This window comes from Qipengyuania sp. L-5Y (genome assembly GCF_056859455.1).
Genome location: NZ_JBSXOM010000024.1, coordinates 82,957 through 109,615 on the forward strand (window position 1 = coordinate 82,957; position 26,659 = coordinate 109,615).

The following is a 26,659-nucleotide window of genomic DNA, read 5'->3' on the forward strand; positions in this document are numbered from 1 at the left end:
GCTTCAGTTTGCGGTGGCAGGCGCCGCGAGCGGAAAGAACGGGATGCGCACTTCCATTGGCGACCCGTCTTCCGCGTGGAATGTATAGAACCCTTCCATCGAGCCATGCGGCGTATCCAGTGGGCAACCCGATACGTAATCGTGGCTCTGACCAGGCATAAGGACGGGCTTTTCACCGACCACGCCTTCCCCGTCGACATGGCTGACCATGCCCGCCCCATCGGTTATCCGCCAGTGACGGGTGATTAGCTGGACGCGCTCGTGCGAACCGTTTTCGATACGGATGTGATAAACCCAGAACCATTTCCCGGCCTCTGGGCGGGATTGTTCGGGCAGGAAGTTCACCGCGACCCGTACGGTTATCCCGTCGGTCATTGCGGCATGCTGGAAAAGCTCCTTGATCACATGGCCAACCTAATGCCCTGATCCCCTTGTGCAAGTATGTGCGCAGGAATTTCCCCGATACACGCGGCCCCGAGGGCCTTTGAAAGGTTAATTCCGCTTTACCGTGACTCGTGACAGTCTCCTAAGAGGCGGGCTCTAGACATGCCCCCGACAGCGGTTTCGGGCGAGCCCGGACTGCGGCAATCGGGGGATTGAACATGATCATCGCATTCTTCGGGCAACTGGCCCGCGACCACTGCGGAGATTCGTTCGTCAATCTGGCGCTCATCGCGCCGATTGCGGGAATGGCCCTGCTGGTACTCTGACCGACGTCTCTTTTATTATCTCTCGGCAGCGATTCAATTCCCGTGGGTCATGCCGCGGACGGTGATCCCAGCGCCAACTTTCAAAGCTTCTATTCCCTTCAACGCCCTTTCAGGACCGCCTGAACAGGAAAACCTCGAATTCGTCACTTGCGAATGATTATCATTTGCATACTATGGGCCGCGAAGGAGATCGCATGGCCCATCCGCATGATTCGACCGCTCTCGAGCTTCCCCTCCCCGCACGACGGCATCAGACCTTGGGGCTCGTCATACTGCGAAGAATGGCAGGTCACGGTCTGCATGACGCACGGGCGACCATGCTAGCCCTCGACGCCGGCGGCACCGATTTCCGCAAGCTTCTGGTGCTGGCACGGGCGCTGATTGTCGATCTGGCCCGGACTTCGCAGCGCCGCATCCTCCTTGCCCCCTGCTGTGCAGCGGGGATGACGCGCGACGAAGGGCTGCTGATGGCACTCGTCAGCGGCGCCGGACTGGACGTCCATGGCGTGCTCACCGACGATTCCTCCTGTCCGGTCGCCATGACGACTGCCCATGCTCTGGGCGAGGAACTGGAGCGGATCGCCACCCGCAATCGCTGGCGACGCTAGAGCCCCGCTGTCGCCAAGGCGCGGTCGAGGTCTTCCTTGATGTCCTCGACATCTTCCAGCCCGACATTGATGCGCAGCAGTCCTTCGGTCACGCCCATCTCGTCGCGTGCTTCCTGGCTCATGCCGGCGTGGGTGGTACTCGCGGGATGGCACATGAGGCTGCGTGCATCCCCGATATTGTTCGAAATATCGATCAGTTCCAGCGCGTCGAGCAGGGCGAAGGCTGTGGCCCGATCCCCCACGTCCAGCGCGAAGATGGGCCCGGTGGCGACCATCTGCGCCTGCGCCAGTTCATGGCGTGGGTGGCTTGGCAGCCCCGGGTGCAGGATCTTGGGTACGCGGCTTTCCACGAACTTGCCCAGTTCCACTGCATTCTCGCTCTGCCTGCGCGCGCGCAGGTCGAGCGTTTCCAGCCCCTTGTGCACGACCCAGGCATTGAAAGGCGAAATGTTCGGGCCGGTATTCCGCTGGAACGGCAGCAGGACCTCGTCGATCCATTCCTGCGACCCGCACACGGCACCCGCCAGCACCCTGCCCTGGCCATCCATCAGCTTTGTCGCGCTATAGGCAACCACATCCGCGCCGAATTCCATCGGTTTCTGAAGTGCGCTGGTGGCAAAGGCATTGTCGACGACGGTGGTAATGCCATGCGCGCGCGCAACCCCGCAGACATGCGCCAGATCGACCACGTCGAGCGTCGGGTTCGCCGGCGTTTCGAAGAAGAAGACCTTTGTGTTCGGCCGGATCGCAGCTTCCCATGCATCATCGTCCGCACTGTCGACGACTGTTGTCTCGATCCCGAAGCGCGGCAGCAGGTGATCGAGCAGCCAGCGGCACGAACCGAAGGCGGCCCGCGCGCCGACCACGTGGTCGCCAGCGGAAACCTGGCACAAGAGCGCAGTCGTCATCGCGGCCATGCCGCTCGCCTGCGCACGGCAGGCCTCGGCCCCTTCCATCAGCGCGATACGCTCCTCCAGCATCGCGACGGTCGGGTTCTGGAGGCGTGAATAGGTCATTCCAGCCGCTTCGCCGGCAAAGCGATCGGCGACGGTCTGCGCATCGTCATAGGTATAGCCGCTGGTGAGGAACAGTGCCTCGCTGGTCTCGCCCTGCTCGCTACGCCACGTGCCGCCGCGCACGGCCTGCGTCGCGGGGCGCCATTTGGAGGTGACGGAACGGTCCATGCCAGTAGTCTTTTTCATAGCGCGGCGAGATAGCACGGAGGCCCCGCCCCGCAAGCAGATTAGGATTCCAGCACGGCAAGCCCCGCTTCACCGATATCGCCGCGCCCGATGGTCCGCAGCATCATGGCCCCTTCGATTACCGCGAGCACCGCTCGTGCGCCCGCAACGGGGTTGGGGTCGTCGGTCGGCAGATGCGTCTCGATCCATTCCAGCAGCCTGTCGGCCATCGCTCCGGCGCTGGCGAGATAGTGGGCATTACCGTCCGCGCATCCTGCAACGATGTCCCACCACACCCGCATGAAAGGGGCAAAGTCCGGTTGTGCCGTGGTCCTGAGAACCGCCTCGGCGAGCGAACGCCGCGACGTTGCTGCACCATCGGGAAAAGCCGCGTCGAGCGTGGCGGCATAGAGGCTGGCCAGATATTCCAGCAGCCCGGCCACCAGTTCCTCCTTGCTGCCGAAATGATAGAGCAGCATCCGGTCGCTCGTTCCCGCCGTCTTCGCCAGCGGGCGAAGCGAGACATCGGCAAGGCCGTTCTCCAGCACATATCCTGCCAGCATGGGAAGAAGGGTTTCGCGGGACATACGGTTGGGCGCCATTCCCGACTTGTAGCGAACGCTACGAATCGCTACAAGTGTAGCACTCGCTACATACATTCGGGAGATGCTGCCATGACGTCCTATGAACTCCTCGCTGCAGGCGGCGCGGTCGCCATCCTGCTCGTCATCGCCCATGTGCTCACCAATCGCGAGGCGACGGGCAGCGCCCTGTTGGCCGCAGTGCTGTCCGCTGCCTTCTTCGGCTACACCGCGATCACCATCTTCAAGGAAGGCGTGGTGCTCGTCTGGACCAATCACACCACCAACCTGTGGGGCGTACAGGTGTGGTGGGACCTGCTGTTCGCGACAGGCACCGCGCTGTTCTTCGTCGTTCCCCGCGCCCGCGCAGCGGGAATGAACATCGTGCCATGGGTGATCTTCACCGCGCTCACCGCCAGCATCGGCCTGCTGGCCATGGTCGCACGCCTGTTCTGGCTGGAGAAGCGCACAACTCACTGATCCCGCTTGATGCGCACGCGCGGCTTTTCTAAGCCAGCAGGTGATGAGCCGCGCGCCAGAGCAACCCAAGGACCCGATCCGCTGGTGCGCCGCGCTGGCGCTCGCCTTCCTGCTGGGCTGCCTGCCGTTCCTGACCGTCGTCACCCATCCCTATTTCGACGAGGTCCATTATCTGCCCGCCGCGCGCGAGTTTCTGACGCTGGGCACATTCATAAACCGCGAACATCCACTGGTCGGCAAGGAACTGATCGCGCTCGGCATCACCCTGTTCGGCGACAATCCCTGGGGCTGGCGCCTGCTGCCGACCCTGTTCGGAACGCTGGCCCTGTTCGCCGCGATGCGCGCGCTGTGGTTCGGCACGCAAAGCCGTTTCGCAACGCTTTCCTACGGCGTTCTGGTGGCGACCGGCTTCCACCTCTTCATCCATGCCCGCATCGCGATGCTGGATATTTTCTACCTGACCTTCCTGTGCGTCGCCGCATGGCAGTTCGCCGCGGCGATCCGGCAGCCGGAACAGGGGCGCTGGCGTCTGGCGCTGACGGGCATCGCACTGGGTCTTGCCATGGGGGCCAAATGGAATGCGATCACGGTGGCCATGCTGCCGGGTCTGGTGTTCTTCTTTGCCCGCGCAGCAGCGGGGCGTCGCCGCCTGTTCCTCAGCCGCCGCGGCGCACCAGTTCCCGGCACGACGCTGGTCGAAGCCGCGCTATGGCTCGGCGTCGTTCCGCTGGCCGTCTACGCCGCCAGCTTCCTGCCGGCCTTCTTCTTTCGTGAAAATCCCATCACCGAAGGGTTGATCTTCCACCACCAGTTCATGCTCATGCAGCAGGAAAACGTGCTCAAGCCGCATCCCTATCAGTCGACCTGGGAACAATGGGTGCTGAATGCCCGCGCGATCTGGTATCTCTACGAACCGGTCGACGGGGTGCAGCGCGGCATCATGCTGATCGGCAATCCGCTGACCATGATTCTCGGCCTCCCGGCCCTCGCATGGTGTGCCTGGCATGGCGCGGTGCGCCGCTACTGGGCCGCCCTCGGCGCGGTGGTCGTCTACACCGTCAGCCTGGCTTTCTGGATCTTCGCCAACAAGCCGGTGCAGTTCTATTACCATTACAGCCTGCCCAGTATGGCCCTGCTCGCCGCACTGGCGCTGGCCTGCGATGCGCTATGGCGCAATGGCTGGCGCAAATCCGCGCTTGCGCCCGTAATCGGCAGCGTGCTGATGTTCGCCTGGTTCTACCCGATCATCAGCGCCGCACCGCTCGCCGGGCCCGACAGTTTCAAGGTCTGGACCTGGCTCGCAAGCTGGCGCTAGCGCCGCTGTCAGCTTCCGCGGGTCAGTACCGTCCCCAGACGAAGCGGCTGGACAGGGCATAATTCCAGACCGAACCGATGCCGATGCCGACCAGCGCGGCCACGACGGTCGGCAACCCGCGATCGTGCAGCGTCGTTGCCACGGCCACATTGGCGAAGGCGCCGATGGAACAGGCGGCGATGAAGCTGACCCAGCCCCAGAATACCTTGTTCGCTTCTTTCAGGCGCCGGTCGCGATAGGTGAGGAAGTTGTTGAGCCAGAAATTGAACGTCATCGCGCCGAAGGTCGCGACCGCCTGGCTCCAGCTGAAATTCGCGCCGCCCACCAGCATGAAGGCATAGAGGATCGCCATGTGGACACCCACGCCGATGACCCCGACCGTGCCGAACAGCGCAAAGCGCGTCGGAATGACCCGGCCGAAGCTCTTGTCGTAAAGACCGGCCAGGAAATCGAGGGCGATCGCCCGGTCGAGCTTGCTTTCGCCGGAACGGCGGGCGGAGAAATTCATCGGGAAGTCCTTCACCTTGAGCGGTGTTTCGGAAGTGGCGAGCAGGTCGAGCAGGATCTTGAAACCGATCCCCGAAAGGCCGGGCACCAGCTCGCGCGCCGTGGCGCTGCGCAGCAGGAAAAATCCGCTCATCGGGTCGGACAAATCGACCCCGGTCAATTTGCGGGCAAGCGTGTTGGCCACGCTCGAAAGCTTTTCGCGGTCGGGCCGGTTCCATTCGGCCATGCTCGCGCCTTCGGCAAAGCGGCTGGCCACGGCGACATCGGCCTCGCCCGATTTCACGGCTGCCAGCATCTCGACCAGCAATTTGGGATCGTGCTGATGGTCGGCGTCCATCACCGCCACATAGGGCGCAGCGGTGGCGCAAAACCCTTCGATAGCGGCGCTCGACAGGCCGCGGCGACCGATCCGCTGGATGACCCGCACGCGCGGATCGGACAGGGAAAGGCGGCGCGCCTCGTCACTGGTGCCGTCGGCGGAATTGTCGTCCACGATCAGGACTTCCCAGCCGGACCGGCCCAGCGCGCCTTCGATCCGCTCTACCAGCGGGGCAAGATTGTCCCGCTCGTTGAGAGTGGGAAGAATTATCGCCAGCTCGAGAGCGGTGGCTGCGGAGGTGGAGGCCATGGAAGGCTGCGTTTCCGGGTTCATGTCCATTGCTTCACCCGCTTATGCCGCAATCCTCAAGATATGGTTAGCAGCTTGCTAACAATCGCATCGCCAATTTGGCCGGTTGTGGCATTGCCGCCCAGATCTCCGCCGAATACTCCGTCGGCAAGGATACCCTCCACCGCGCGCTCCACGCGTACCGCTTCTTCCTCCCGGCCGAGCGAATGGCGCAGCAGCATGGCAAGGCTCAGCACGGCGGCAACCGGATTGGCCTTGCCCTGCCCCGCAATATCGGGCGCGCTGCCGTGGATCGGCTCGTAAAGGCCGAACGTGCCATGTTCGGTCTGGCGTTCGCCCAGGCTCGCGCTGGCCAGCAGTCCAATCGATCCGACACAGGCGCTGGCCTGATCGGAAAGAATATCGCCGAACAGATTACCGGTGACGATCGTGTCGAACTGCCCGGGGGCCTTCACCATCTGCATGGCAGCATTGTCGACATACATGTGATCCAGCGTGACCTCGGGATAATCCTTGGCGACGTCGATCACCGTTTCGCGCCAGATGCGGCTGGTTTCCAGCACATTGGCCTTGTCCACGCTGGTCAGCCTCTTGCCCCGCCCCATCGCGGCCCGGAAGGCGGTTTGCGCAATGCGGCGCACTTCGGCTTCGTTATAGGACATGGCATCCCACCCTTCACGGCCGCCGGCGCTCGCCCGCTCGCCCTTGTCGCCGAAATACACGTCACCGTTCAGTTCGCGCACCACCAGCACGTCGATACTGCGCGCAATCTCGGGCTTGAGCGACGACAGATGCTCCAGCCCCGGAAAACCGGCCGCCGGGCGCAGATTGGCAAACAGGCCCAGCTCGCTGCGCAGGCCCAGAATGGCTTGCTCCGGGCGCAGGTGGCGCGGCAGATCGTCGCACGAAAAATCGCCGACGGCTCCGAACAGAACGGCATCGGCCGCCCGCGCCATCTCCAGCGTTTCGTCCGGCAGGGGCTGGCCGTGGCGGCGATAGGCGACGGCACCTACATCGCCTTCGAACAGGGTCAGCCCGGGAAGGGAAAGTTCGTCCAGCACGCGCAGCGCCTGTGCCGTTACTTCCGGCCCGATCCCGTCACCTGCAAATACCGCAATTTTCATTCTACCATCCGTGCCAGTCGCTGCCGCAAGAGTTGCCGTGCAGCTAGGACGTCGGTGCGGGTATCGGCAAGCAGGTAGCGTGCGATAAGGGGCTCCTGCCGGTCGAGAATTTCCAAGGCCTGCCCAAGGTTCGCTATCGCCGGGCGTTCTCCGCCATAGCCGAGTTCGCGCAGCATCAGCGCCTCGTACACGGCCAGCGCCTCTACCCACTGCCGCGCCGCCTGCGCCGAACAGATCGCATCGAGCAATCCGCCGAGCGCACCGTAGAGCGCGGGATAGGCATTGCGTTCCGGCAGCACGCTGGCCGTCAGCGCGGTGACCCAGGCGATGGCGGCGGCGGGCAGCGGCTCGCTCAGCCATGGCCCACGGCTCGTTACCAGTTCCAGCCGAGCGAACGGCAACTGGCTGTCCGACTTGGCACGAATATCGGCCTGCACCAGATTGCCCGGGATAACGACGGGGCGCAATTGCCGCCCCCGTCCTCCTGCGACATAGGCGGCAACCAGGCCGCTCTCTTCGGTCAGCATCCGTGCGATCACCGCCGTTTCCCCATGCGGGCGGGCTGCGACCAGAATGGCGGGTGCGGTGAGGTGCATGGCCCCCGCCTTAAGCTAACGGATGCTCAAGTCGAGACTTGCTGGCGCAGCGCTTCCTTCGATGCAGCCACGGCCAGACCCTTGCCGCGCCCCATGCTCCAGTTGGCCTGCATGCGAATTTCCGGATTGGGTGCGCACCAGATCTCGCCCGTATCGTCGATGGCGGTGACCCAGATCAGATTATGCTCCTGGCCGTAATCGATCACGGCCAGAGCGTAGCCGTCACCTTTCCCTAGAACGTGCAAGGGTATCGGGGGATTGAGCTGGGTAAACATGTGCAGCCCCTTTCGGGAACTGCAACACCCTGAATTGGCAGCGGGTTCCCGCGGCCCTCGTCAGCTTCCGATACGGGCTTCGAGCGCGGTTACGCGGGCCTTGAGATCCTCGGCCTCTTCGCGTGCCTTGCTGGCCATCGTCTTGACCGCGTCGAATTCCTCGCGGCTGACAAAATCCATGCCGCCAAAGGTTTCCTTGGCGCGTTCGCGCGCAGCGTCGCGCGCTTCGCGGCCCATGCCGGCAAGGGTTCCGGCCGCCGAATTGGCGAGTTTGACGAAATCGGCGATCATGGGGTTCTGGCTTTGCATGGCTGCTATCTAGGCGCAGACCCCGCCCGTATCAATTGCCGATGCGCACGCGTTCGACCGCGCCATTGGCATCGCCGCCGTCGGCATCGGGATTGAGCTGGAGGAACTGATAGTTCAGCACGCTCGCGAACAGGACCCAGGCGAGGTACGGCAGCAGCAGGGCCCCCGCCAGCTTGCGCACGCGCCAGAACAGCGCGATCACCGCCAGCAGGGTCAGCACGATCAGCGCCAGGACGATCAGCCCGCCGGTGATCTGCTGCGCGCCGAAAAAGACATAGCTCCACGACAGGTTGAGCAGGAAATGGATGGCGAAAACCCACAGCGCGGTGCTGCGTCCCCGGGCCCCCCAGGCCGATGCGACTACCGCCACGGCGAGCCCGATCATGATGTAGAGAATCGTCCACACGATGCCGAACCACTTGGGTTCTGGGAAAATGCCGGGCTTCTCCAGAGCAGCGAACCATGCCGTGTCCGGGCTGCCCAATCGTCCCGCCAGAAATCCAAGCAACACGCAAAGTGGCACGGTGAAGAGCGCCCACCGAATGAAACTTGCGCGCAGCTGCCCGCGCGACGCCAGCATGTTCATCCATTTACCCCGTCAACGATTCGTTTCATGCGCTTTCTGGCGAGACACCGCGCAGGTGGCAATGCAGCATGGCAATTCCGTCCCATGCCGGTGCGGGCCGATCACGGGGTCAAACCTTGACTATTCCCTTGGCGACCAGGCTGCGGATGGTGGCTTCCAGCGTTTCTTCCGCCGGTATGAAACGCATGCCCAGCACGTCTTCGGTATGCTTGCCGGATACATCGCGCACATTGCCCAGTTCGCTCTTGATCTGCTTCATTTCGTCCAGAAACAGCGCCAGCACACGCACCAGCCAGTTCGGCATCGCGCGGTGTGGTACCTTGCCCGCATGCTCGGGCACGCGCTGACGGATGATGTCGGCCATTTCGCTTATCCAGAGGAACTTCTCGCTCGTCGGAAAGCGCTCCCCGCGGACCTTTTCCGCAGGCGCCTCGATTGCGCGGACATGCGCTTCCGCCACATCGCGTACGTCGGTCACGCAGATACCCATGTTCGGGATCAGCGGGATCGATCCATCGATCAGCTTCTTCACGATTTCCACGCTGGTCGACATGTCATCGTCGTGGACCGGGCCGAAAACGGCGACCGGATTGATCGAGCAGAAAATCAGGTCCGGCGCATGGATGGCCACCCAGTCGCGCGCCGCGCGTTCAGCCACCGTCTTGCTCTCGATATAGGGCGGGACCCCTGCGGTAAGATCCGTCCAGTCGAGATGGGTGAAATGATCCTTGTCCGGCTGCCCATAGGCGATCGCCGCTGCACTGCTGGTCTGCACGAACCTTTCGGCACCTGCCGAAGTGGCGAATTCGAGTGCGCGGAGCGTGCCCTCGCGAGCGGGAATGATCAGCTCGTCCTTGTTCTTCGGTACACGCAGGGGAAACGGCGAGGCGACATGGGCAACCGCGCTGCAACCCGCGTTCGCCTCCGCCCAGCCCTCGTCGCTCAGCAGGTCGGCCTGAAACACTTTCAGGCGCTCGCCAGCGCCAGTCCACCGGCTGCGCAATTTCGGCTCGCTCTTCGCCTTGTTCCTGACCGTCGTGTGGACGGTGTAGTCCCTCGCAAGCAACCGATCGATCACTTCTCCGCCGATATAGCCTGTGCCGCCCGTCACAAGTACCGTAGCTGTCATCTGCGTCCCCCGTCGTTATGCACGCAAGGAGGCTAGGCGGATTGGTTTCGAGGAGCAACGAGGCACCATGCTGCAGATCGATTATCTCGTCATCGGCGCCGGGATTGCCGGCCTGTCGGTTGCATCCCGGCTGGCAAGGCACGGCAGAACCGTCGTGTGCGAAGCGGAAGCGGCTCCGGGCGTCCATGCTTCGGGACGTAGCGCCGCCTTCGCCCATTTCGACATGGACAGCGCCCTGGTCCGGGCCCTGACGGCGGCCAGCATCCCCTTGCTCGAAGAACCGAACGCTCGGCGCCATTCGGCACTGTTCGTCGCTCTCGAACAGCAGGATCATACGCTTGATCGACTTGCATATCACTATAGTGAATGGTCCTCGCAGGCGCGGCGCCTCTCCGTATCCGAGGCGCGAGAACTGGTGCCGGTTCTGCGCGAAGACCGGATCTGCGGCGCTCTGCTCGACGAAAACGGCCGCAAACTCGATGCACACTCCATGCTCGAAACGCATCGTAAAGCCTTGATTCAAAACGGGGGTTCGATCGCTTGCGGCGCTCCGGTCACGGGAATGCAGCACGATGGCACCCGCTGGATCGTCGATACGCCGGGCACCAGCTACGCTGCAAAAACGGTCGTCAACGCCGCCGGGGCCTGGGTCGACGAGATTGCCGGACTTGCGCAGGTCAAACCCATCGGCATCCACCCGCTACGCCGTACGGTCATCACGTTCGACGTCCCGATTGATGTCTCCACATGGCCCTTCACCAAAACGGTCGGCCCGGGCTTCTATATCGAACCCGAAGGCGCCGGACGCCTCCTCGCCTGCCCCATGGACGAAGGGACAAGCGCCCCCTGCGATGCCCAGCCTGAAGAAGAAGACGTCGCCCGCGCCGCCTGGGAAGTCGAGCAGGCGACCACCCTTGCGATCCCGCGCTTGGCGAGCAAATGGGCCGGTCTGCGCAGCTTTACGCCCGACCGTTTGCCCATCGCCAGCTTCGACAGCCACGCACCGGATTTCTTCTGGCTCGCCGGCCAGGGCGGCTTCGGATTGCAGACCTCCCCCGCCATGGCCCTGGCTGCAGAGGCACTGGTCACCCGCAGCGCCTGGCCCGCCGAATTGCGCGCCGTGAACGTCAGGCCCGAAGACCTGTCGCTCACGCGGCTGAACTAGCGCATGAGGACCAGTTCTTCCGCCATCGTCGGATGGATCGCGGTCGTGGCATCGAAATCCGCCTTGGTCAGACCGGCCTTCACCGCAATCGCCGCCGCCTGCATCATTTCCGGAGCTTCGGGTGCGATCATGTGAATGCCCACGATCTTGCCGCTGTCGCCGTCGCAGATCATCTTCATCAGGCTACGCTCGTTACGTCCAGCGAGGACGTTCTTCATCGGTCGGAAGTCGGACAGATAGACCTTCACGCTGCCGAGTTTGTTCTTCGCTTCGCCTTCGGTCATGCCGACCGCGGCGATGGGCGGATGGCTGAAAACCGCACTCGGGATGCAGCCGTGGTCCACGGCAACCGGGTCCCCCTTCCCGAAGACGCTGTCGGCAAAAGCCTGGCCTTCGCGAATGGCGACAGGTGTCAGCTGCACGCGATCCGTCACGTCCCCCACCGCGTAGATGTGATCCACATTGGTCTTGCTGAACCGGTCGACTTTGACCTCGCCCTTGTCGCCAAGCTCCACGCCGGCAGTTTCAAGACCGAGCCCTTCGGTATTCGGAATACGGCCGACCGCAAACATGACGAGATCGGCCTTCTCCTCGTCGCAATCGGACATCTTCACGAAATACCCGCCGTCGTCGCACGGCTTGATATATTCGAAAGTGGTGTTGAAGCGGAACTTGATGCCCTTCATCGTCGAAATCTGCAGAAGCCGGTCGCGAACCGCTTCGTCATAACTACGCAGCAGCTTGTCGCCGCGATTGACGATGTGAACATCGCAGCCGAACTCGTTGAAGATACCGGCAAATTCATTCGCGATGTATCCGCCGCCTGCAATGATGATCTTCTTCGGCAGTTCATCGAGATGGAACGCCTCGTTCGAACTGATCGCGTGTTCCGCACCCTGGCACTCCGGCATCCGCGGACGGGCACCCGTAGCGATGAGAATGTGCTTGGCGGTGACCTTGGTCCCGCTGGCCAGCGTGATTTCGTGAGGTCCGGTTATCTCGGCACGCTCGTGATAGATGGAGACGTCGTTATTCTCCAGCGTCTCGGTATAGGCGCCTTCGAGGCGGTCGACGTCGTTCAAGACGTTGTCGCGCAAGGTTACCCAGTCGAACTTGGCATTTTCGGTAGACCAGCCGAAATTGCGCGCGTCTTTCAGATCCTCGGCGAAATGTGCGCCGTAGATCAGCATCTTCTTGGGAACACAGCCGCGGATGACACAGGTGCCGCCGACCCGATGTTCTTCAGCGATTGCGACCTTCGCTCCGTGGGCAGCCGCTACCCGGCTGGCGCGTACGCCCCCAGACCCCGCGCCGATTGTGAAAAGATCGAAATCGTACTTGTCGGACATGCGGGGCTCCTCGTTGCGCAGGCCCGCGATATCGCGACGCATCGGGCGTTTGCCAAGGTCGGACCAGGGAAAGTATTTTCAGCTAGTTGAGCGGAGGCTCTTCAACCGCCAGGCGCCGCGCGACCTGAATTGTCTGCGTCACGAACAGCGTCACCAGCAGTATGCCTACCCCGCCCACAAAAATATCGAACGGATTGAGCTGCCACAGAACGGGAGCTTCGCGCCCGGCGATGTACATTGCCAGGGTCAGGGCAATCAGGATCAGCCGCATCTCCGTGGGTCCGGCATTGAGGTAGGAAAGCCGCAGTTCGCCAAGCACGCGAACCGACAGAAAAGCATGGATCGACATGAGCAGATACCCTGCCAGCGCCACCAGGGATACTTCGAGCAATACGAAGGGACTGAGGCCGATCCCGACCACCAGCAGCGTGGTCGCAAAACCATCGCAGCTATGGTCGAGAAAATAGCCGTAACGCGGGCGTTCGATCTTGCGAAAGCGCGCGAGGCTGCCATCGAGGGAGTCCCCCAGCCAGTGAACGACATATCCGACGATCGAGAGCCACAGCCAGTCAGGATCCAGATTGCTGCCGAGATAGCCCGTGAAGACCAGCAGCGCGCCAAACATCCCGAATGCCGTCAACATATCCGGAGATACGCGCCGCGGCATCCTGGCGCAGAGCCAGTTCAGCGCACGCCGTTCCACCCGGGCAACCAGGTTTTCCTGAATGCGATCGATCGGAGTGATCTTCGGCTTGAAAGCAGGTTCCATGCGGTTGCGCTCGATAGTGACAAGTCGGATGACATCGTGTGGCCAGCGGTATCCCTCTGGCCACCTGCTGATGGGTTAGCCCGGCTGGCGAGCGCCTGAACGACGGCGGCGATTGCCGCTTCTGCTCTTGCCTCCAGCCGGCACACCTTCCCGCTTCGGTGCACCAGCGCGGTTGGGATGCTTGACCTTCGGTTTGCGCTTCTTGGCCGCATCGCCCGTGGGCCGAACTTTCGGCCTCGCCAGGCGGGGCCTCTGTTCGCGCTTTGTGGGTCCGACGCCTTCGACCACTGCACGGAAATTGTCCGGAAGCGGAAGGCGCTCGAATTCGGCGTCGGTCTTCTTGCGGATATCCTTCAGATAATCGCGCTCGTCTTCGGCACAAAAAGCAATGGCTATGCCGTCCTTGCCCGCACGCGCCGTCCGGCCAATGCGGTGAACATATTGTTCCGGCACATTGGGCAATTCGTAGTTGAGGACGTGGCTGACGCCTGGGATATCGATGCCGCGAGCCGCAACGTCTGTCGCGACAAGAATGGGCGTCTTGGCGCGCTTAAACTCATCGAGCGCGCGTTCGCGCTGCGGCTGGCTCTTGTTGCCGTGGATAGCGTTGGCCGGGATGCCGACCTGCGACAGCTTCTTCACGATCCGGTCGCAGCCATGCTTGGTGCGGGCAAAGATCAGCACGCGTTCGAACTTGCCGGGCACCGAATGGCGTTCGGACAGGATCATTTCGAGCAGCGTCTGCTTCTCGTCCTGCTGAACCATGAAGAGATACTGGTCGATGCGTTCTGCGGTCGTGCTTTCCGGCGTGACCGAGACCTTGACCGGGTTGCGGCAATATTTGCCGACCAGTTCCTGGATCTGCTTTGGCATGGTTGCCGAAAAGAAAAGCGTCTGGCGATCTTCCGGTACGAGTTGGCTGATCCGGCGCAGCGCATGAATGAAGCCCAGATCGAGCATCTGGTCGGCTTCATCGAGGACAAGCACTTCGACCTTGTCGAGCGTGAAAGCCTTCTGATCGATCAGGTCGAGCAGCCGACCGGGCGTCGCCACGAGAATATCGGTGCCGCGATGCAGCTTGTTCCGGTCCTTGTTGACCGACGTACCGCCGACGATGCTCTGCACCTTGAGGCCGGCAAGTGCGCCGTAATCCTTGGCGCTCTGGGCAATCTGCCCAGCCAGTTCGCGCGTCGGCGCGAGCACCAGCATACGACAGGATTTGAAAGGTGTCTGCCGGTCGGCATCGCGCAAGCGGTCGATGCTGGGCAGCATGAAGGCGGCCGTCTTGCCGGTCCCCGTCTGCGCGATGCCCATGAGGTCGCGCCCTTCGAGGACGGCCGGAATCGCCTGTGCCTGAATTGGAGTAGGTTCGTTGTAACCCTTCAGGTCGAGGGCCTGGAGAACGGGCTGCGACAGCCCGAGATCTGAAAACTGAGTCATGTTTACTCGCATTCGATATGCGGCGCGCAGCCGAAATCGGCGCGCGGTCGCGGGGTTGAATAACCACCCGCGTGAAAAGGGAAGTCTGGAAATATGGACCGAGGCGCGGCCGGGGCGATGAACTTTTAGGCATCGCCGCTTCACGCTGGCTAGCGCGCTTCGATGCAGTCATCTGGATGCTGCAGTGCAAAAAGTCAATTCAATTCGCGCGTACGGGCATTCGTTATGGCGTCAGACCTGACGGAAATTGATCGAAGCGTTGAGGCCGAAAACGGCAAGGCCGGCGAAAACCGACACGATTACGCGCGCCACCAGATAATTCATCGGGGTGAGTTCTGTCAGCACCCAGAACAGTCCGACCGTCACTGCCAGACCGATCATGGCATTCATGAGGAATATCGCATAGCCGGTAGAAAGCTTGCGATCCGATCCGGCGAAAATCCACGTTCGGCCGAAAATATAGTGGATGCTATTGGCAACGAGGAAGCTCAGCCCGGTCGCCAGTACTGCATTCACTCCCGCCTTCTCGACCAGAACCCAGAGTACCGCCAGACCGAGCAGGAAGACGCCCGTGCTGACCACGGTGTTACGCAACAGCATGCGACCGGCAGGGCGCGTGAAGAAACGAGCGAACATGCGGGCTTGTAAACTCTCAGGCGGTGGCCAGCGAGCGTGGTGTCGGGCGCGGATTACTTTCGCCCGCGTCGCGCCATTCCGTCAGTCGAGGGGCACGGAACCACAGGAACAGGAGCGGCAATTTTATGAAAAGCAATTCGGAATGGATCAGGCGATCGATCCCCCGTTCCCACGCATTGGGCATGCGCCGCGCATTTTTCGGCAAGCCATTTGTCGTAAGGCAGAAAATGGTCGGGTTCATCCACATGGACGATCTCGAAAATGCGGTGGAGAGCCTTGTCCTGTTTCACCATCGGATGATCGAGCAGGATTTCGACCTGTTTCAGTCCCCGCTTTTCCGTCAGGGAAACGACCCGGCAAAGCCGTTCGAACAGATCGTCGCTGGCGATAATGGCCTGGGTGTCGAGGCTGTCGATGGTGCAACCGAAAGTAATTTCGATGAACCGATCGATATGGCCAAACATCCGGTCCAGGGCGATGGGCATTGTCCCCCGCAGTTCGAACCACCGCTTGAACATGGTATAATGTTTACGTTCGTCGGCACGGTGTTTCTCGACCGCCGCGATAAGCTCTGTAGCCTCAGGATGCTTTGTCCGAACTGCTTCGAGAACCCTGTCGAGTGCGGTATATCCGCGATGCTCGTTATAAATGTATATCGATCCTAACAGATCGAGATAGCGCCGTGCGAACCATGCCTTCATTCCAGACGTCTAACACGTCCGGAGATAGCCGTCATCTTAATCCCGCAGCGCTGTTTCAGCGGGCAGCTTCAAGTTCCACCTGTTCCATCGCGAGGGACTGAAGGCCCGCAGCCACCTTCGGTTCGATGCCCAGTTCGTGGGCTGCGTGTTCGTTCGCACCGAACTCGCGCACGTCGAAACCAGTAATGGTTGCGAAGACGACGAGAGCTTCAAGGTACGAGCCTTCGGCGCTCGCGTGGTAGTGATCGTAGCTCCATAGGTCGACCTTGCCGTAGTCGCGACCATCATATGGGTTGTCGTCGGCAATGCCTGCGGCAATTGCACGGTTCCACGCCTCGCCTACCGGGATGACACCGTCGATCTGTTCAGCCTGGTTGTCGATCCGATCCATGGCGCCGCGCAGATCGATGGCCATCTGCCCAACGGTTTGTCCGTACCAGTGACCTTCCGGCTTGTAGGTCTGGTCCGCCCTGCTCCACGTCGACATGAGATAAACGCGGGCATTCGGATTGGCGGTTTCGAACATTCTCGCAAGCGCGTTGGCGTCCCTGCCGGTATCGGTCGCATTCCCCGGATCCTCGGGGTTGAGGACGGAATATTCCTGCATCACCACCACGTCCCAAGCATGATCGATCAGTTTGCGCCTCTCGCGCAAATGAAAGCCCAGCGTAGTTCCGCCCTGCAGTTCGTGGCTGACTTCCCAATCGAGATCCGCTTGCTCGGCGAATTTGGCGAATAGCGCCGGAATGCCGCCGACGCCCTCTCCGTTGAGATCGTCCACGCTGTCGGGACGATATCTCAGCACGGCAGAGTTGGCGCCCTGCGTGAAGCTATTGCCGATGAAAAGGATTCGGTGATCTTCCTGCGCAGCTAAAGGTGCGGAAACAAGGGCGACGGCAGCCAGCAGGAGGCGAACGACCCCGATCATTGCGAAAGGCCCGCTGCCTGCAAAAGCGCTTCGGTGCTGGCATCGAAGCGTTCGCCACCCTGTTCGATTGCCTTTGCCATCTGCTTGCCCAGTTCCACCCCAAACTGGTCGAAGGGATTGATCCCCAACAGGACAGCATTGGCGAATGTGCGGTGTTCGTGAAACGCGATGAGTGCACCGAGCGTAGCAGCGTCGAGGTCATCGCACAGGATCGTCGCGCTTGGACGGTCACCGGGATAATTGCGCGCAGGATCATCGCCCTTCTTGCCCGCCATCAATGCCGCACCTTGGGCGAAGCAGTTCATCAGCAGGATACGGTGATGTGCAGGGTCGAGATCGTCCCCCGGCGCAATGCTGGCGATGAAATCGACCGGAACCAGATGCGTGCCCTGATGCAGCAACTGGAATACCGCGTGCTGCGCATCCGTGCCAACCCCGCCCCAGGTGATCGGCGCAGTCGGGCCGTCGACCGGCTGCATGTCTACAGTGACGCGCTTGCCATTCGATTCCATTTCGAGCTGCTGGAGATAGTCGGGAAACAGGCCCAGCCGTTCGTCATAGGCGAATACGGCGCGGGTCTGGCAGCCGCGCACGCGGGCATAGTAAAGATCGGCGAAGGCCGCCCGCATCACCAGATTGTCGGCGATATCGGCATCCCGGAAATGCGCGTCCACGGCTTTTGCGCCGGCAAGAAAGGCGCGAAAATCATCCATCCCCACAGCCAGCGCGATCGGAAATCCGATACTCGACCAGATCGAATATCGCCCGCCGACGCTTTCCTGGAAGGGAAGGATCCGTGTTTCGTCCACGCCCCATTCTACGGCGCCTTCCGGATTGGCCGTCAGCGCAATGACGCGTCCCCCGGGGTCCGACACCCCGTTGTCACCCAGCCATTTGAGCGCGCTTTCCGCGTTGGTCATCGTTTCGATGGTCGTGAACGTCTTGCTGGCGACAGCAATCAGGGTCTTGGCCGGATCGCATCTGGCGAAAGCTTCTTCGAGCGCGACGCCATCGATGTTGGATACGACGTGCACATCGCAATAGGACAGATCGCGAGAGAGCGCGTTGACCCCGAGCGCGGGGCCCAAGGCACTTCCGCCAATGCCGATGTGAATGAGGTGCTCGATTTCGCCCAATGCGCCCTGGTGGATCGCTTCGACCAGCATGCCCATGCGGTCGATCAGCGCCATCGCTTCTTCGACCTTGGCCTCGTCACCCGTTCCCCGCAATGTGCCGTGATCGGCGGCGCGGCCTTCCGTCGGATTGACGATCTCCCCCGCGAAAAGCTTCTTGCGCATTCCGGCGAAGTCCATCGTTTCTGCCAGATCCTGGAATGCGGAGATCACGGCACTGTCGAGATGGGTCTTCGACCAGTCGAACAATATTCCGCCTTCGTCGAGTTCGATCCGGCCAGAAAGATTGGCGACGCGCTCCTCATTGCCCGGTTCGCTACCGCACTCACCCCCGTCGCGTTGCGTGCTGAACAATTCGCCAAGTGTAGGGCGAGGCAGATTGTCGAGGCGGGCCCAGAGCTCGGCGGCGGTCGTCATGGCGGGCAAAAATCCTTTAATGGCTGCGCTCCTGCGACTAGGGACTTCGGCGATGATTGAGAACCCCGCATGACAGACCCGACGCTGGATACGAATGCATCCTTGGATGCCTCCACCAAGCCGCAAGAAAAGGAATCGCTCGGCAGTTTCCTGTGGTTTGTCGCCAAGCTGGTGATCGCAGTGCTGATCTTCCGCAGCTTCATATTCTCGCCCTTCACCATTCCCTCCGAATCGATGCTGCCCGGATTGCGCAACGGCGATTATCTGGTGGCCGCCAAATGGCCGTACGGATATTCCCGCTATTCTCTTCCGGCTGACTTGCCGCTTTTCGAAGGAAGGATTTTCGCGAAACTGCCCGAACGCGGCGATGTCGCCATTTTCAAACACCCGGTGTCCGGCGTCGATTACGTCAAGCGCGTGATCGGCCTGCCGGGAGACACGGTGGCGGTCCGGGACGGTGTCGTAATCCTCAACGGGGAAGCCCTGCCCAAGGAAGAAGCAGGTTATGCCGATATCCCGATGAGCGAGAACACCGGTTGCCGCAGCGATGGCGGCGTGGTCGTCGATGGCACGCTCTGTCGTTACCGCCAGTTTCGCGAGACGCTGCCTTCGGGCAAAAGCTATCTGACCATCGACTTCGGCGATGTCGGCCCACGTTTCTTGACGGACGGCACAGGTGCATTGTCTATGGATGGCAATGGCGAGCCTATCCGGATCGATCCCGATAATACCGAACCCGTAATCGTGCCCGAAGGCCACTTGTTCATGATGGGCGACAATCGGGACAACTCCCTCGATAGCCGCTTTCCTGCCGTTCCAGACGGTGGCGTCGGATTTGTCGATGCAAATCTGCTGGTCGGTCGTGCGAGCCGGGTACTCTGGTCTACGGACGGAAGCGCCGAATGGCTGCTGCCGTGGACATGGTTTACGGCCGCCCGCTGGAATCGCATCGGGAGCGACATATGAACGCGCTCAAGCCCGAAACCCGCAAATGGCTTGCAGAGACGGGCTTCACGGTGAAGGACGAGGCCCTGTGGTTTGCCGCGCTGACCCATGGCAGCATGGGCGAGAAGCAGGATTACGAACGGCTGGAATTCCTTGGTGACCGCGTTCTTGGCCTGTCGATTGCGGACTGGCTCTATGCCCAGAGCGACGCGCCCGAAGGCAAGCTTGCCCAGCGGCTCAACGCTATCGTCAGCCGCGAAATGTGCGCCACCATCGCGCGCGGCATTGGGCTTGCCCCGCATATCCGGATTTCCAAACAGGCCAGCAGCGACGGCGGCCGTGACAGCGACAACATCCTGGGCGATGTGATGGAAGCGCTTCTCGGCGCCGAATTCATCGACAACGGCTTTGTCCAGGCACGCGGCATGGTTCACCTACTCTGGCGCCCTGCCCTCGAAAGCGGGGCAGGCAAAGCCAAACATCCCAAGAGCGCGCTGCAGGAGTGGGCAGCGGGCAATCAGCGGCGACCGCCGGAATATGAACTGGTAGACCGATCGGGGCCCGATCATGCCGCCAAATTCACCGTGCGCGTCAAGGTCCACAAGGTGGGTGAAGCGGTAGCCACCGCAGGAAGCAAACAGGAAGCCGAAAAGCAGGCGGCAAGAGAATTCATGGAGAAGTTCGGGTGAGCGACAAACAAACCAGATGCGGTGTGGTCGCCGTCCTAGGCGCGCCCAACGCGGGCAAGAGCACGCTGGTCAACCAGCTCGTTGGCCAGAAGGTCGCGATCACCTCTGCCAAGGCGCAGACCACGCGCGCGCGCATGATGGGCATCGCGCTGGACGGCGATACGCAGATGATCCTCGTCGACACGCCCGGCATCTTCGCGCCCAAGCGCCGGCTCGACCGTGCGATGGTCAGCGCGGCGTGGGAAGGCGCCGAGGCAGCCGATGCCGTCCTGCTGCTGGTCGATCCGATCAAGCAGCGCCGTCACGAACTGGAACCGCTGATCGAACAGATCGCCTCGCGGCCCGAACGCAAGATCCTCGTCCTCAACAAGGTCGACGCGGCGAAGAAGGAACCTCTTCTGGCGCTGGCCCAGGAACTGGGCGGCAAGGTCGATTTTGCCGACATCTATTTCGTTTCGGCGCTGACCGGCGACGGGGTGCCGGAAATGAAGGCCGCACTTGCCGCGATGATGCCCGAAGGTCCGTGGATGTATCCCGAAGACCAGGTGTCGGACGCCAGCGAACGCCTGCTCGCCACCGAGATCACCCGCGAACAGCTCTACCAGCAGTTGCACGAGGAACTGCCCTACGATTCCGCCGTGCGCCCGGAAAAGTACATTCAACGCAAGGATGGCAGCCTCGAGATCCACCAGCAGATCGTGGTCATGCGCGACAACCAGCGCGCCATCGTGCTGGGCAAGGGCGGCAGCCGGATCAAGGCCATCGGCGAGGCGGCGCGCAAGGAACTCACCGAACTGCTGGGCCAGAAGGTTCACCTGTTCCTGCACGTCAAGACCGACGAGCGCTGGAGCGAGGACAAGGAAATGTTCGAGGAAATGGGCCTCGAATGGAAGAGTTGATGCAACGGCGGCGATAGTCAGAAACGAGCAACAATTACTCTACAGCACTGCGCCGTTTGCCGCGTCAGGCCTGCCGCGAACTGTCGAATCCCAAGAGAGGCGCGCAAACGCGCTTGCGATGCTAGCGGATAGTATGCGGCATGAGCAGGAGTTGCCAGATATTTGCGGCGATTAGAGGTGCCGCCCGAACTAGCCGCCTAATCGGCGGCAAGTTCGAAGGTGACCTCGAAATTTCGCACATAGGGCACGGCATTACCATTCGCATCGGCTCTCACATCAAACCCATTCGCGCTCGCCTGTTCGCAAGCCACCGCGCGAAACGCTTCTGGCCCGTTTCCGTGTCCTTCACAGCGTGAAACTTTGCCATCTGCTCCTATTACTAGGTCCAGTAACAATCGGGTCGCGGACATTGAGTCAGGAAGTTGGCTTACGGTGAGAACGATGCCGTCTTGCTGCAGTCCTCCTAGACGGGCTGCTAAGTTAGATTCCCCATCGTTATCCACAGCAACCATCATAAGGACCAGACCGTAACTTTTCTCGCCCTGGAAATCCTTGGCCGGTACAACCCTGCTCCCGATCAAGACCCTGCACATTTCGTCGGCCACGTCCTCGTAAGGCAAGAACCGCCTAACTTCGCAAGTCAGGACTTTGCCCTTCGGATCGGCGAATACTTCGATCTCTGCAGCCGTCCATTTACGCTGACGATCAACCGAACGGTGCAAGTTGCGGTTGATCTCCATCGCAACATTTACGTCAACTGAAGGTGTGGAGAACGACGCGGCACCAGCCAAAATGGGAAGAAACAAAGATTCACTCCAACGGCCAGCAGATGGACACAGACACTAGTTGCATCCGGATCGCTTGGCCAGTGGATCGGCCGTTGTTTTACCGTTTCTTCGCGATGTCGATCTTGTTCTTCTTGGCGAAGTCCTTGGTCGATTCCTCGCTGCGATTGAGCGCCTTTGCGATCTCCTTCAGGCCCTTGCCCTTGGCGGCAAGGGTGCGCAGTTGACCTGCTTCCTCGCCGTTCCACGGCTGCTTGTGGCGTTCGAAACGTTCCTTGGCCATCAGTCCGCCTTCGCTTTCTGGGCCGCCGGCTTTTTCTTCGCAGCAGCTTTCTTGGGCGCAGCCTTCTTTTTGGCTGGGGCCTTCTTTTTCGGGGCCGCCTTCTTCTTTTTCGCCGGCCCCTTGGCGACCCGCGCGTCGATCAGTTCGATCGCCTGCGCATCGGTCAGGTCTTCGGGTTTCATGTCTTTGGGGATCGTTGCGTTCGTCGTGCCATCGGTCACATAGGGGCCATAGCGACCCGGCATGACCTTCATTTCGCCGCCGCTGGTCGGATGTTCGCCCAGCGTCTTGATGGGTTCGGCCTTGCCGCGACCGCCGCCCTTGCGATCGGCCGCCTGGGCGAGGATATCGACCGCGCGGTTCATGCCGACATCGAAGACTTCCTGCGTCGACGATAGCTTGCCATACTTGCCATCATGGCGAAGATACGGGCCGTAACGTCCTATCGCGGCTTCGATTTCCTTGCCGGTTTCGGGATGCGCTCCGACGATGCGCGGCAGGCTCAACAGCTTGAGCGCCCATTCGAGATCGAAATCGTCCAGATCCTTGGGGATGCTCGCGCGTTTCGCTTCCTTGCCCTCGCCCAGCTGGACATAGGGACCGAAGCGGCCGCTCTTGCGCTCCACCGGCAGGCCGGTTTCGGGGTCTTCGCCCATCACGCCGTCGTCAGCACCGTCATCGCCATCCGCGCCGCCGGGCTTGGCAAATTGGCGGGTGTACTTACATTCCGGATAGTTGGCACAGGCAACGAAAGCGCCGTAGCGACCGCCGCGCAGCGCCAGCCGTCCGCCTTCGCGGCCTTCGCTTTCGCACAGCGGGCAATGGCGCGGATCCTTGCCGTCGGCGCGTTCGGGGAACAGATAATCGGCGAGGAAACCGTCGAGCACTTCGGTCACTTCCGAAGGCTTCTTGTCCATCACCTCTTCGGTCTTGGGCTTGAAATCGCGCCAGAACGCTTCGAGCAGTTTCTTCCAGTCTTCCTTGCCGTCGGAAACGACGTCGAGCTCGTCCTCCAGGCCCGCGGTGTAATCGAAGGCGACATATTGTTCGAAGAACCGCTCGAGAAACGCCGTCAGCAGCCGGCCCGATTCCTCTGCGAAGAAACGGTTTTTCTCCATCCGCACATAGTTGCGATCGCGCAGCGTCTGGATCGTGCTGGCATAAGTCGACGGGCGACCGATGCCGAGTTCCTCGAGCCGCTTGACCAGGCTGGCTTCCGAAAAGCGCGGGGGCGGCTGGGTGAAATGCTGGTTCGCCTCGACCCCGCGCTTCAGCGGCGCATCGCCCTTGGATATGGTAGGAAGCAGGCCGTCTTCATCGTCGTCCGGATCGTCGCGGCCTTCCTGGTAGACCGCCAGGAAGCCGGGGTATTTCACAACCTGTCCGGTGGCGCGCAATTCATGCTGGCCGGTGGGGTCGCGCATGGTGACGGTCGTGCGTTCCAGGCTGGCGGCGGCCATCTGGCTGGCCGTCGCACGCTTGAAAATAAGATCGTACAGCTTGCCCTCGTCACCCGACCCGGCGCGGTCGCGGTCGAAATCGGTCGGGCGGATGGCTTCGTGCGCTTCCTGGGCGTTCTTCGCCTTGGTCTTGTACATGCGCGGGCTGTCGGGCAGCGCGTGTCCGCCATAGCGGTCGGCAATCGCCTTGCGGCAAGCGGAAATGGCGCTGCCATCCATGCTGACCCCGTCGGTACGCATGTAGGTGATCGCCCCGGCTTCATAGAGCGATTGGGCCAGACGCATGGTGTGGCTGGCGGAAAAACCGAGCTTGCGCGCGGCTTCCTGCTGCAGGGTAGACGTGGTGAACGGGGGGGCCGGGTTGCGCTTGAACGGCTTGGTCTCGACCTCCTCGACGGTGAAGTTCGCCCCTTCGACCGCCTGCTTGGCGGCCATGGCGCTGCCTTCATTGCCCAGCGTCAGCTTTTCGAGCTTCTTGCCATCGAACTTGACGAGGCGCGCGTCGAATTCCGTGCCGTCGTGCTGCAGCTTGGCGATGACGGACCAGTATTCGTCGGCCCGGAACTGTTCGATCTCGATCTCGCGATCGACGATCAGCCGCAGGGCGACCGATTGCACGCGGCCCGCGCTTTTCGCGCCCGGCAGGCGGCGCCACAACACGGGCGAAAGCGTGAAGCCGTACAGATAGTCGAGCGCGCGGCGCGCTAGGTAGGCGTCGATCAGATCCTGATCGAGTTCGCGCGGCGCCTTCATGGCGTCGGTCACCGCCTGCTTGGTGATGGCGTTGAAGGTGACGCGTTCGACATCCTTGGGCAGCGCCTTGCGCTTCTGCAGCAGCTCGCGCACGTGCCATGAAATCGCCTCGCCCTCGCGGTCAGGGTCGGTGGCGAGGATCAGGCGATCGGCCTTCTTCGCGTTATCGGCGATTTCCTTGAAGCGGCTCTGCTTGTCCCGGTAAAGCTCCCAGTCCATCTCGAACCCTTCGTCCGGACGCACGCTGCCGTCCTTGGGCGGCAGGTCGCGGACGTGACCGTAGGAAGCGAGAACCTTGAAGTCCTTGCCGAGGTATTTCTCGATGGTTTTCGCCTTCGCGGGCGATTCGACGATGACCAGTTGCATGGTGAAGAAGGCAGTCCTTACGTGTGCATGTGCGTATACGCGCGAAAATGGGGACCGCTCCCAAGAGCCGTCAAGCAGGATTGTGGTGAACCCTGATCGTTCGGAGCTAACTACCTGACGTCATTTGAGCGAGACCCGCCCTGCGGCATGGCGCTCCAGTCTGCCGGCGATCTCCAGTTCCAGTAGCGCCAACTGCACTGCTGCTGCAGATGTTTCAGATTGCCTGATAAGTTCATCGACCCCGATCGGAGCCGTCGTCAGCAGTTGCTCGATATCCGCGGGATGAGTGTAGGCGAGGTCATCATGCGTGTAATGGAACGCCTGCGCCGGCTCGCGAAAAGTCGAGCGCGGCTCGCCCTCGAAAGTCCTGAGTAGTTCCGTCACATCTTCCGGAGATTGCACGAGGACAGCACCTTCGCGGATCAGATGGTTGCAACCATGGCTGCGGGCTTCCAGCGGGCTGCCGGGTATCGCCATGACTTCGCGCCCGGCCTCTCCCGCCAATCGAGCTGTAATGAGGCTACCCGATTTTACCGCCGCTTCCACCACCAGCGTCCCGCTCGCCAGCCCGGCAATGATGCGGTTTCGACTGGGGAAGTGGCTTCCACGCGGTTCGGTGCCCGGCGGTTGTTCTGCAAGCAACAGACCTTCGGTAGCGATCCGATCCTGCAAATCTGCATGCTGTGAGGGGTAGGCAATGTCGATGCCGCTGGCGATCACGCCAATTGTGTGAGGAAAAGCACCCTCGTGCGCAGCGCCGTCGATGCCACGGGCAAGACCCGAAACGACTGTAAAGCCCGCTTCCGCCAGCCCTTTTGCAAATTCGCGGGCCAGCTTGACCGCCGCCGCACTGGCGTTGCGGGCACCGACGATGGCCACGCATGGTCTGGCGGCAAGAGATAGGTCCCCCCGCCATGTCAGGATCGGCGGCGCGCCTTCGATTTCACGGAGCAATGCGGGATAGCCAGGCTGATCGTGGAAAAGGTATTTGGCGCCGGCTTTGCGCACGCTTTCCACCTCGCGTTCGACTTTCTCAGCCGGTATCGCACGGTACTGTCTCCCGCCACGTTTTCCCAGATCGGGCAGCGCTTCCAACGCCTCCGCAGCGGTGCCGAAACGCTGCAGCAGCATGGCATAGCTGACCGGGCCGATATTGGGTGAACGTAGCAAGCGTATACGGGCGAACGCTTCCTCCTGCGATAGCGCCGGATGCGCGGGTGCGTTCATTTCTTGCTGCCGCCGACCTTCGGTTCATCTCCCTTCATCAGGCGCGTGATATTGGCGCGGTGAAGGTAGATAATCACCACCGCGATCGCGGCGAGAACAGGAAAGAACTGCGGGTATCCGAACAAAGGTGCGGCGGCGGCGGCGGCGACCACCGCAGCCATACCGGCAAGCGACGATACCCTGAAAATTGCCAGCACGCTGAGCCATACGAAAGCATAGGCGAGCCCTATCGGCCAGGCGAGGCCGAACGAAACGCCGGCGTTGGTGGCCACGCCCTTGCCGCCTTTGAACCCTAGCCACACCGGGAAACAGTGTCCCAGCACCGCAGCACCCGCAGCGAATGCCATTGCGATTTCGCCCCAGAGCTGCCCCGCGATGACGACCGGAGCAAGCCCCTTGGCAAGATCAAGGACAAGCGTGGCCACCGCCAATCCCTTGTTGCCCGTTCTCAGTACATTGGTGGCGCCGATATTGCCGGAGCCGATACTGCGCACGTCCCCCATGCCGGCGGCTTTGGTGAGCAAAAGGCCGAACGGAATGGATCCGATCAGGTAGCCGAGCAGCGCTGCGTATAATGCTTCCACGGGAAACTCCGCTTATGGACGAACCGGGAACGGTCGCGCCCTTTCTCTATGAACTCGCTCTAAAAGTAAGTACGGGCCTTGGGCAATGCCCGACTGACGTC

Annotated in this window: 29 protein-coding genes; 7 read left to right on the forward strand and 22 right to left on the reverse strand. The window is 61.7% G+C overall.

Features of this window, described 5'->3' with window-relative positions:
• Positions 1-3: 3 nt before the first annotated feature.
• On the reverse strand, positions 4-402 hold the full coding sequence (gene apaG / locus AC13F2_RS04825) for a Co2+/Mg2+ efflux protein ApaG (protein ID WP_103023442.1): 399 nt from the start codon (positions 400-402) through the stop codon (positions 4-6).
• A 502-nt stretch (positions 403-904) separates the two neighbouring features.
• On the opposite strand from apaG, the gene AC13F2_RS04830 reads away from it, so the two are divergent.
• Positions 905-1,318, forward strand: a complete 414-nt coding sequence (locus tag AC13F2_RS04830; RefSeq protein WP_272020288.1) for a DUF6628 family protein — start codon at positions 905-907, stop codon at positions 1,316-1,318.
• Here AC13F2_RS04830 and AC13F2_RS04835 read toward each other — a convergent pair.
• Both AC13F2_RS04835 and AC13F2_RS04840 read right to left on the reverse strand, forming a co-directional pair.
• Positions 1,315-2,520 carry a trans-sulfuration enzyme family protein gene (locus AC13F2_RS04835; RefSeq protein WP_482964105.1) on the reverse strand — a complete coding sequence of 402 codons (1,206 nt, stop codon included), beginning with the start codon at positions 2,518-2,520 and terminating at the stop codon, positions 1,315-1,317. The two genes, AC13F2_RS04830 and AC13F2_RS04835, sit on opposite strands and share 4 nt — an antisense overlap.
• 41 nt (positions 2,521-2,561) lie before the next feature.
• Positions 2,562-3,086: a TetR/AcrR family transcriptional regulator gene (locus AC13F2_RS04840; RefSeq protein ID WP_482964104.1), complete on the reverse strand. Its 525-nt coding sequence runs from the start codon at positions 3,084-3,086 to the stop codon at positions 2,562-2,564.
• A gap of 87 nt (positions 3,087-3,173) precedes the next feature.
• Between AC13F2_RS04840 and AC13F2_RS04845 the strand changes: the two genes are divergently transcribed.
• On the forward strand, positions 3,174-3,560 hold the full coding sequence (locus tag AC13F2_RS04845; protein ID WP_482964103.1) for a hypothetical protein: 387 nt from the start codon (positions 3,174-3,176) through the stop codon (positions 3,558-3,560).
• Positions 3,561-3,603: 43 nt separating this feature from the next.
• Positions 3,604-4,875 carry a phospholipid carrier-dependent glycosyltransferase gene (locus AC13F2_RS04850; RefSeq protein ID WP_482964102.1) on the forward strand — a complete coding sequence of 424 codons (1,272 nt, stop codon included), beginning with the start codon at positions 3,604-3,606 and terminating at the stop codon, positions 4,873-4,875.
• A 22-nt stretch (positions 4,876-4,897) separates the two neighbouring features.
• On the opposite strand, the gene AC13F2_RS04855 is transcribed toward AC13F2_RS04850, so the two are convergent.
• The 7 genes from AC13F2_RS04855 to AC13F2_RS04885 all read right to left on the reverse strand — a co-directional run bounded on the left by AC13F2_RS04855 (position 4,898) and on the right by AC13F2_RS04885 (position 10,029).
• On the reverse strand, positions 4,898-6,034 hold the full coding sequence (locus AC13F2_RS04855; protein ID WP_482964101.1) for a glycosyltransferase family 2 protein: 1,137 nt from the start codon (positions 6,032-6,034) through the stop codon (positions 4,898-4,900).
• Between the two features lie 32 nt (positions 6,035-6,066).
• Positions 6,067-7,134 (reverse strand): 3-isopropylmalate dehydrogenase, encoded by a 1,068-nt coding sequence (gene leuB, locus AC13F2_RS04860; RefSeq protein ID WP_482964100.1) that lies wholly within the window; start codon positions 7,132-7,134, stop codon positions 6,067-6,069.
• On the reverse strand, positions 7,131-7,730 hold the full coding sequence (gene recO / locus AC13F2_RS04865) for a DNA repair protein RecO (RefSeq protein WP_482600923.1): 600 nt from the start codon (positions 7,728-7,730) through the stop codon (positions 7,131-7,133). Before recO ends, leuB begins: the two co-directional genes overlap by 4 nt.
• 26 nt (positions 7,731-7,756) lie before the next feature.
• Entirely contained in the window at positions 7,757-8,005 is a 249-nt protein-coding gene (locus tag AC13F2_RS04870; protein WP_103023166.1) for a hypothetical protein, read from the reverse strand.
• Positions 8,006-8,065: 60 nt separating this feature from the next.
• Complete coding sequence (locus tag AC13F2_RS04875) at positions 8,066-8,314, reverse strand: accessory factor UbiK family protein (RefSeq protein WP_103023165.1); 249 nt, start codon at positions 8,312-8,314, stop codon at positions 8,066-8,068.
• Positions 8,315-8,345: 31 nt separating this feature from the next.
• On the reverse strand, positions 8,346-8,900 hold the full coding sequence (locus AC13F2_RS04880) for a TspO/MBR family protein (protein WP_103023164.1): 555 nt from the start codon (positions 8,898-8,900) through the stop codon (positions 8,346-8,348).
• A gap of 109 nt (positions 8,901-9,009) precedes the next feature.
• A complete protein-coding gene (locus tag AC13F2_RS04885) occupies positions 9,010-10,029 on the reverse strand; it encodes an NAD-dependent epimerase/dehydratase family protein (protein WP_482964099.1) in 1,020 nt (339 codons plus the stop codon).
• 67 nt (positions 10,030-10,096) lie between these two features.
• Between AC13F2_RS04885 and AC13F2_RS04890 the strand changes: the two genes are divergently transcribed.
• Positions 10,097-11,194 (forward strand): NAD(P)/FAD-dependent oxidoreductase, encoded by a 1,098-nt coding sequence (locus AC13F2_RS04890; protein ID WP_482964098.1) that lies wholly within the window; start codon positions 10,097-10,099, stop codon positions 11,192-11,194.
• Here AC13F2_RS04890 and gorA read toward each other — a convergent pair.
• The 7 genes from gorA to pgi form a co-directional block, all read right to left on the reverse strand.
• On the reverse strand, positions 11,191-12,543 hold the full coding sequence (gene gorA / locus AC13F2_RS04895; protein WP_196846441.1) for a glutathione-disulfide reductase: 1,353 nt from the start codon (positions 12,541-12,543) through the stop codon (positions 11,191-11,193). The genes AC13F2_RS04890 and gorA overlap by 4 nt on opposite strands.
• Before the next feature lie 82 nt (positions 12,544-12,625).
• Positions 12,626-13,312, reverse strand: coding sequence for a CDP-alcohol phosphatidyltransferase family protein (locus tag AC13F2_RS04900; RefSeq protein WP_482964097.1), 687 nt, complete (start codon positions 13,310-13,312; stop codon positions 12,626-12,628).
• Positions 13,313-13,387: 75 nt separating this feature from the next.
• Positions 13,388-14,752 carry a DEAD/DEAH box helicase gene (locus tag AC13F2_RS04905; protein ID WP_482964096.1) on the reverse strand — a complete coding sequence of 455 codons (1,365 nt, stop codon included), beginning with the start codon at positions 14,750-14,752 and terminating at the stop codon, positions 13,388-13,390.
• A 231-nt stretch (positions 14,753-14,983) separates the two neighbouring features.
• Positions 14,984-15,388, reverse strand: a complete 405-nt coding sequence (locus tag AC13F2_RS04910; protein ID WP_482964095.1) for a GtrA family protein — start codon at positions 15,386-15,388, stop codon at positions 14,984-14,986.
• Positions 15,389-15,441: 53 nt separating this feature from the next.
• Positions 15,442-16,089, reverse strand: coding sequence for a ferritin-like domain-containing protein (locus AC13F2_RS04915; RefSeq protein ID WP_482964094.1), 648 nt, complete (start codon positions 16,087-16,089; stop codon positions 15,442-15,444).
• A gap of 55 nt (positions 16,090-16,144) precedes the next feature.
• Complete coding sequence (locus tag AC13F2_RS04920) at positions 16,145-17,017, reverse strand: PEP-CTERM sorting domain-containing protein (RefSeq protein WP_482964093.1); 873 nt, start codon at positions 17,015-17,017, stop codon at positions 16,145-16,147.
• The gene (gene pgi / locus AC13F2_RS04925) at positions 17,014-18,567 is read right to left on the reverse strand and encodes a glucose-6-phosphate isomerase (protein ID WP_482964092.1); all 1,554 of its coding nucleotides are present in this window, start codon (positions 18,565-18,567) and stop codon (positions 17,014-17,016) included. Before pgi ends, AC13F2_RS04920 begins: the two co-directional genes overlap by 4 nt.
• A 69-nt stretch (positions 18,568-18,636) precedes the next feature.
• Here pgi and lepB point away from each other — a divergent pair, with 69 nt between their 5' ends.
• From lepB to era, 3 genes are read left to right on the forward strand one after another with little or no spacing between them, the layout of a single operon-like run.
• Positions 18,637-19,533, forward strand: coding sequence for a signal peptidase I (lepB, locus tag AC13F2_RS04930; protein WP_222827205.1), 897 nt, complete (start codon positions 18,637-18,639; stop codon positions 19,531-19,533).
• Positions 19,530-20,201 (forward strand): ribonuclease III, encoded by a 672-nt coding sequence (rnc, locus tag AC13F2_RS04935; protein WP_482964091.1) that lies wholly within the window; start codon positions 19,530-19,532, stop codon positions 20,199-20,201. The genes lepB and rnc overlap by 4 nt, the downstream gene beginning before the upstream one ends.
• Positions 20,198-21,100 carry a GTPase Era gene (gene era / locus AC13F2_RS04940; RefSeq protein ID WP_482964090.1) on the forward strand — a complete coding sequence of 301 codons (903 nt, stop codon included), beginning with the start codon at positions 20,198-20,200 and terminating at the stop codon, positions 21,098-21,100. Before rnc ends, era begins: the two co-directional genes overlap by 4 nt.
• Positions 21,101-21,297: 197 nt before the next feature.
• Here the strand turns inward: era and AC13F2_RS04945 are convergent, their stop codons facing one another.
• From AC13F2_RS04945 to plsY, 5 genes are all read right to left on the reverse strand, one after another.
• Complete coding sequence (locus AC13F2_RS04945; protein WP_482964089.1) at positions 21,298-21,906, reverse strand: hypothetical protein; 609 nt, start codon at positions 21,904-21,906, stop codon at positions 21,298-21,300.
• Between the two features lie 79 nt (positions 21,907-21,985).
• Positions 21,986-22,168 (reverse strand): hypothetical protein, encoded by a 183-nt coding sequence (locus tag AC13F2_RS04950; RefSeq protein WP_103023151.1) that lies wholly within the window; start codon positions 22,166-22,168, stop codon positions 21,986-21,988.
• Positions 22,168-24,747 (reverse strand): type I DNA topoisomerase, encoded by a 2,580-nt coding sequence (gene topA, locus AC13F2_RS04955; RefSeq protein WP_482964088.1) that lies wholly within the window; start codon positions 24,745-24,747, stop codon positions 22,168-22,170. Before topA ends, AC13F2_RS04950 begins: the two co-directional genes overlap by 1 nt.
• A 120-nt stretch (positions 24,748-24,867) precedes the next feature.
• Complete coding sequence (dprA, locus tag AC13F2_RS04960; RefSeq protein WP_482964087.1) at positions 24,868-25,974, reverse strand: DNA-processing protein DprA; 1,107 nt, start codon at positions 25,972-25,974, stop codon at positions 24,868-24,870.
• Positions 25,971-26,558, reverse strand: coding sequence for a glycerol-3-phosphate 1-O-acyltransferase PlsY (plsY, locus tag AC13F2_RS04965; RefSeq protein WP_103023148.1), 588 nt, complete (start codon positions 26,556-26,558; stop codon positions 25,971-25,973). The genes dprA and plsY overlap by 4 nt, the downstream gene beginning before the upstream one ends.
• Positions 26,559-26,659: the final 101 nt, after the last annotated feature.

Bases quoted from the DNA above. Each gene is read 5' to 3' on its own strand.
- AC13F2_RS04830 (WP_272020288.1), top strand. From the start codon at position 905: ATGGCCCATCCGCATGATTCGACCGCTCTCGAGCTTCCCCTCCCCGCA.
- AC13F2_RS04835 (WP_482964105.1), bottom strand. From the start codon at position 2,520: ATGAAAAAGACTACTGGCATGGACCGTTCCGTCACCTCCAAATGGCGC.
- AC13F2_RS04840 (WP_482964104.1), bottom strand. From the start codon at position 3,086: ATGTCCCGCGAAACCCTTCTTCCCATGCTGGCAGGATATGTGCTGGAG.
- AC13F2_RS04845 (WP_482964103.1), top strand. From the start codon at position 3,174: ATGACGTCCTATGAACTCCTCGCTGCAGGCGGCGCGGTCGCCATCCTG.
- AC13F2_RS04850 (WP_482964102.1), top strand. From the start codon at position 3,604: ATGAGCCGCGCGCCAGAGCAACCCAAGGACCCGATCCGCTGGTGCGCC.
- AC13F2_RS04855 (WP_482964101.1), bottom strand. From the start codon at position 6,034: ATGAACCCGGAAACGCAGCCTTCCATGGCCTCCACCTCCGCAGCCACC.
- leuB (WP_482964100.1), bottom strand. From the start codon at position 7,134: ATGAAAATTGCGGTATTTGCAGGTGACGGGATCGGGCCGGAAGTAACG.
- recO (WP_482600923.1), bottom strand. From the start codon at position 7,730: ATGCACCTCACCGCACCCGCCATTCTGGTCGCAGCCCGCCCGCATGGG.
- AC13F2_RS04870 (WP_103023166.1), bottom strand. From the start codon at position 8,005: ATGTTTACCCAGCTCAATCCCCCGATACCCTTGCACGTTCTAGGGAAA.
- AC13F2_RS04875 (WP_103023165.1), bottom strand. From the start codon at position 8,314: ATGCAAAGCCAGAACCCCATGATCGCCGATTTCGTCAAACTCGCCAAT.
- AC13F2_RS04880 (WP_103023164.1), bottom strand. From the start codon at position 8,900: ATGAACATGCTGGCGTCGCGCGGGCAGCTGCGCGCAAGTTTCATTCGG.
- AC13F2_RS04885 (WP_482964099.1), bottom strand. From the start codon at position 10,029: ATGACAGCTACGGTACTTGTGACGGGCGGCACAGGCTATATCGGCGGA.
- AC13F2_RS04890 (WP_482964098.1), top strand. From the start codon at position 10,097: ATGCTGCAGATCGATTATCTCGTCATCGGCGCCGGGATTGCCGGCCTG.
- gorA (WP_196846441.1), bottom strand. From the start codon at position 12,543: ATGTCCGACAAGTACGATTTCGATCTTTTCACAATCGGCGCGGGGTCT.
- AC13F2_RS04900 (WP_482964097.1), bottom strand. From the start codon at position 13,312: ATGGAACCTGCTTTCAAGCCGAAGATCACTCCGATCGATCGCATTCAG.
- AC13F2_RS04905 (WP_482964096.1), bottom strand. From the start codon at position 14,752: ATGACTCAGTTTTCAGATCTCGGGCTGTCGCAGCCCGTTCTCCAGGCC.
- AC13F2_RS04910 (WP_482964095.1), bottom strand. From the start codon at position 15,388: ATGTTCGCTCGTTTCTTCACGCGCCCTGCCGGTCGCATGCTGTTGCGT.
- AC13F2_RS04915 (WP_482964094.1), bottom strand. From the start codon at position 16,089: ATGAAGGCATGGTTCGCACGGCGCTATCTCGATCTGTTAGGATCGATA.
- AC13F2_RS04920 (WP_482964093.1), bottom strand. From the start codon at position 17,017: ATGATCGGGGTCGTTCGCCTCCTGCTGGCTGCCGTCGCCCTTGTTTCC.
- pgi (WP_482964092.1), bottom strand. From the start codon at position 18,567: ATGACGACCGCCGCCGAGCTCTGGGCCCGCCTCGACAATCTGCCTCGC.
- lepB (WP_222827205.1), top strand. From the start codon at position 18,637: ATGACAGACCCGACGCTGGATACGAATGCATCCTTGGATGCCTCCACC.
- rnc (WP_482964091.1), top strand. From the start codon at position 19,530: ATGAACGCGCTCAAGCCCGAAACCCGCAAATGGCTTGCAGAGACGGGC.
- AC13F2_RS04950 (WP_103023151.1), bottom strand. From the start codon at position 22,168: ATGGCCAAGGAACGTTTCGAACGCCACAAGCAGCCGTGGAACGGCGAG.
- topA (WP_482964088.1), bottom strand. From the start codon at position 24,747: ATGCAACTGGTCATCGTCGAATCGCCCGCGAAGGCGAAAACCATCGAG.
- dprA (WP_482964087.1), bottom strand. From the start codon at position 25,974: ATGAACGCACCCGCGCATCCGGCGCTATCGCAGGAGGAAGCGTTCGCC.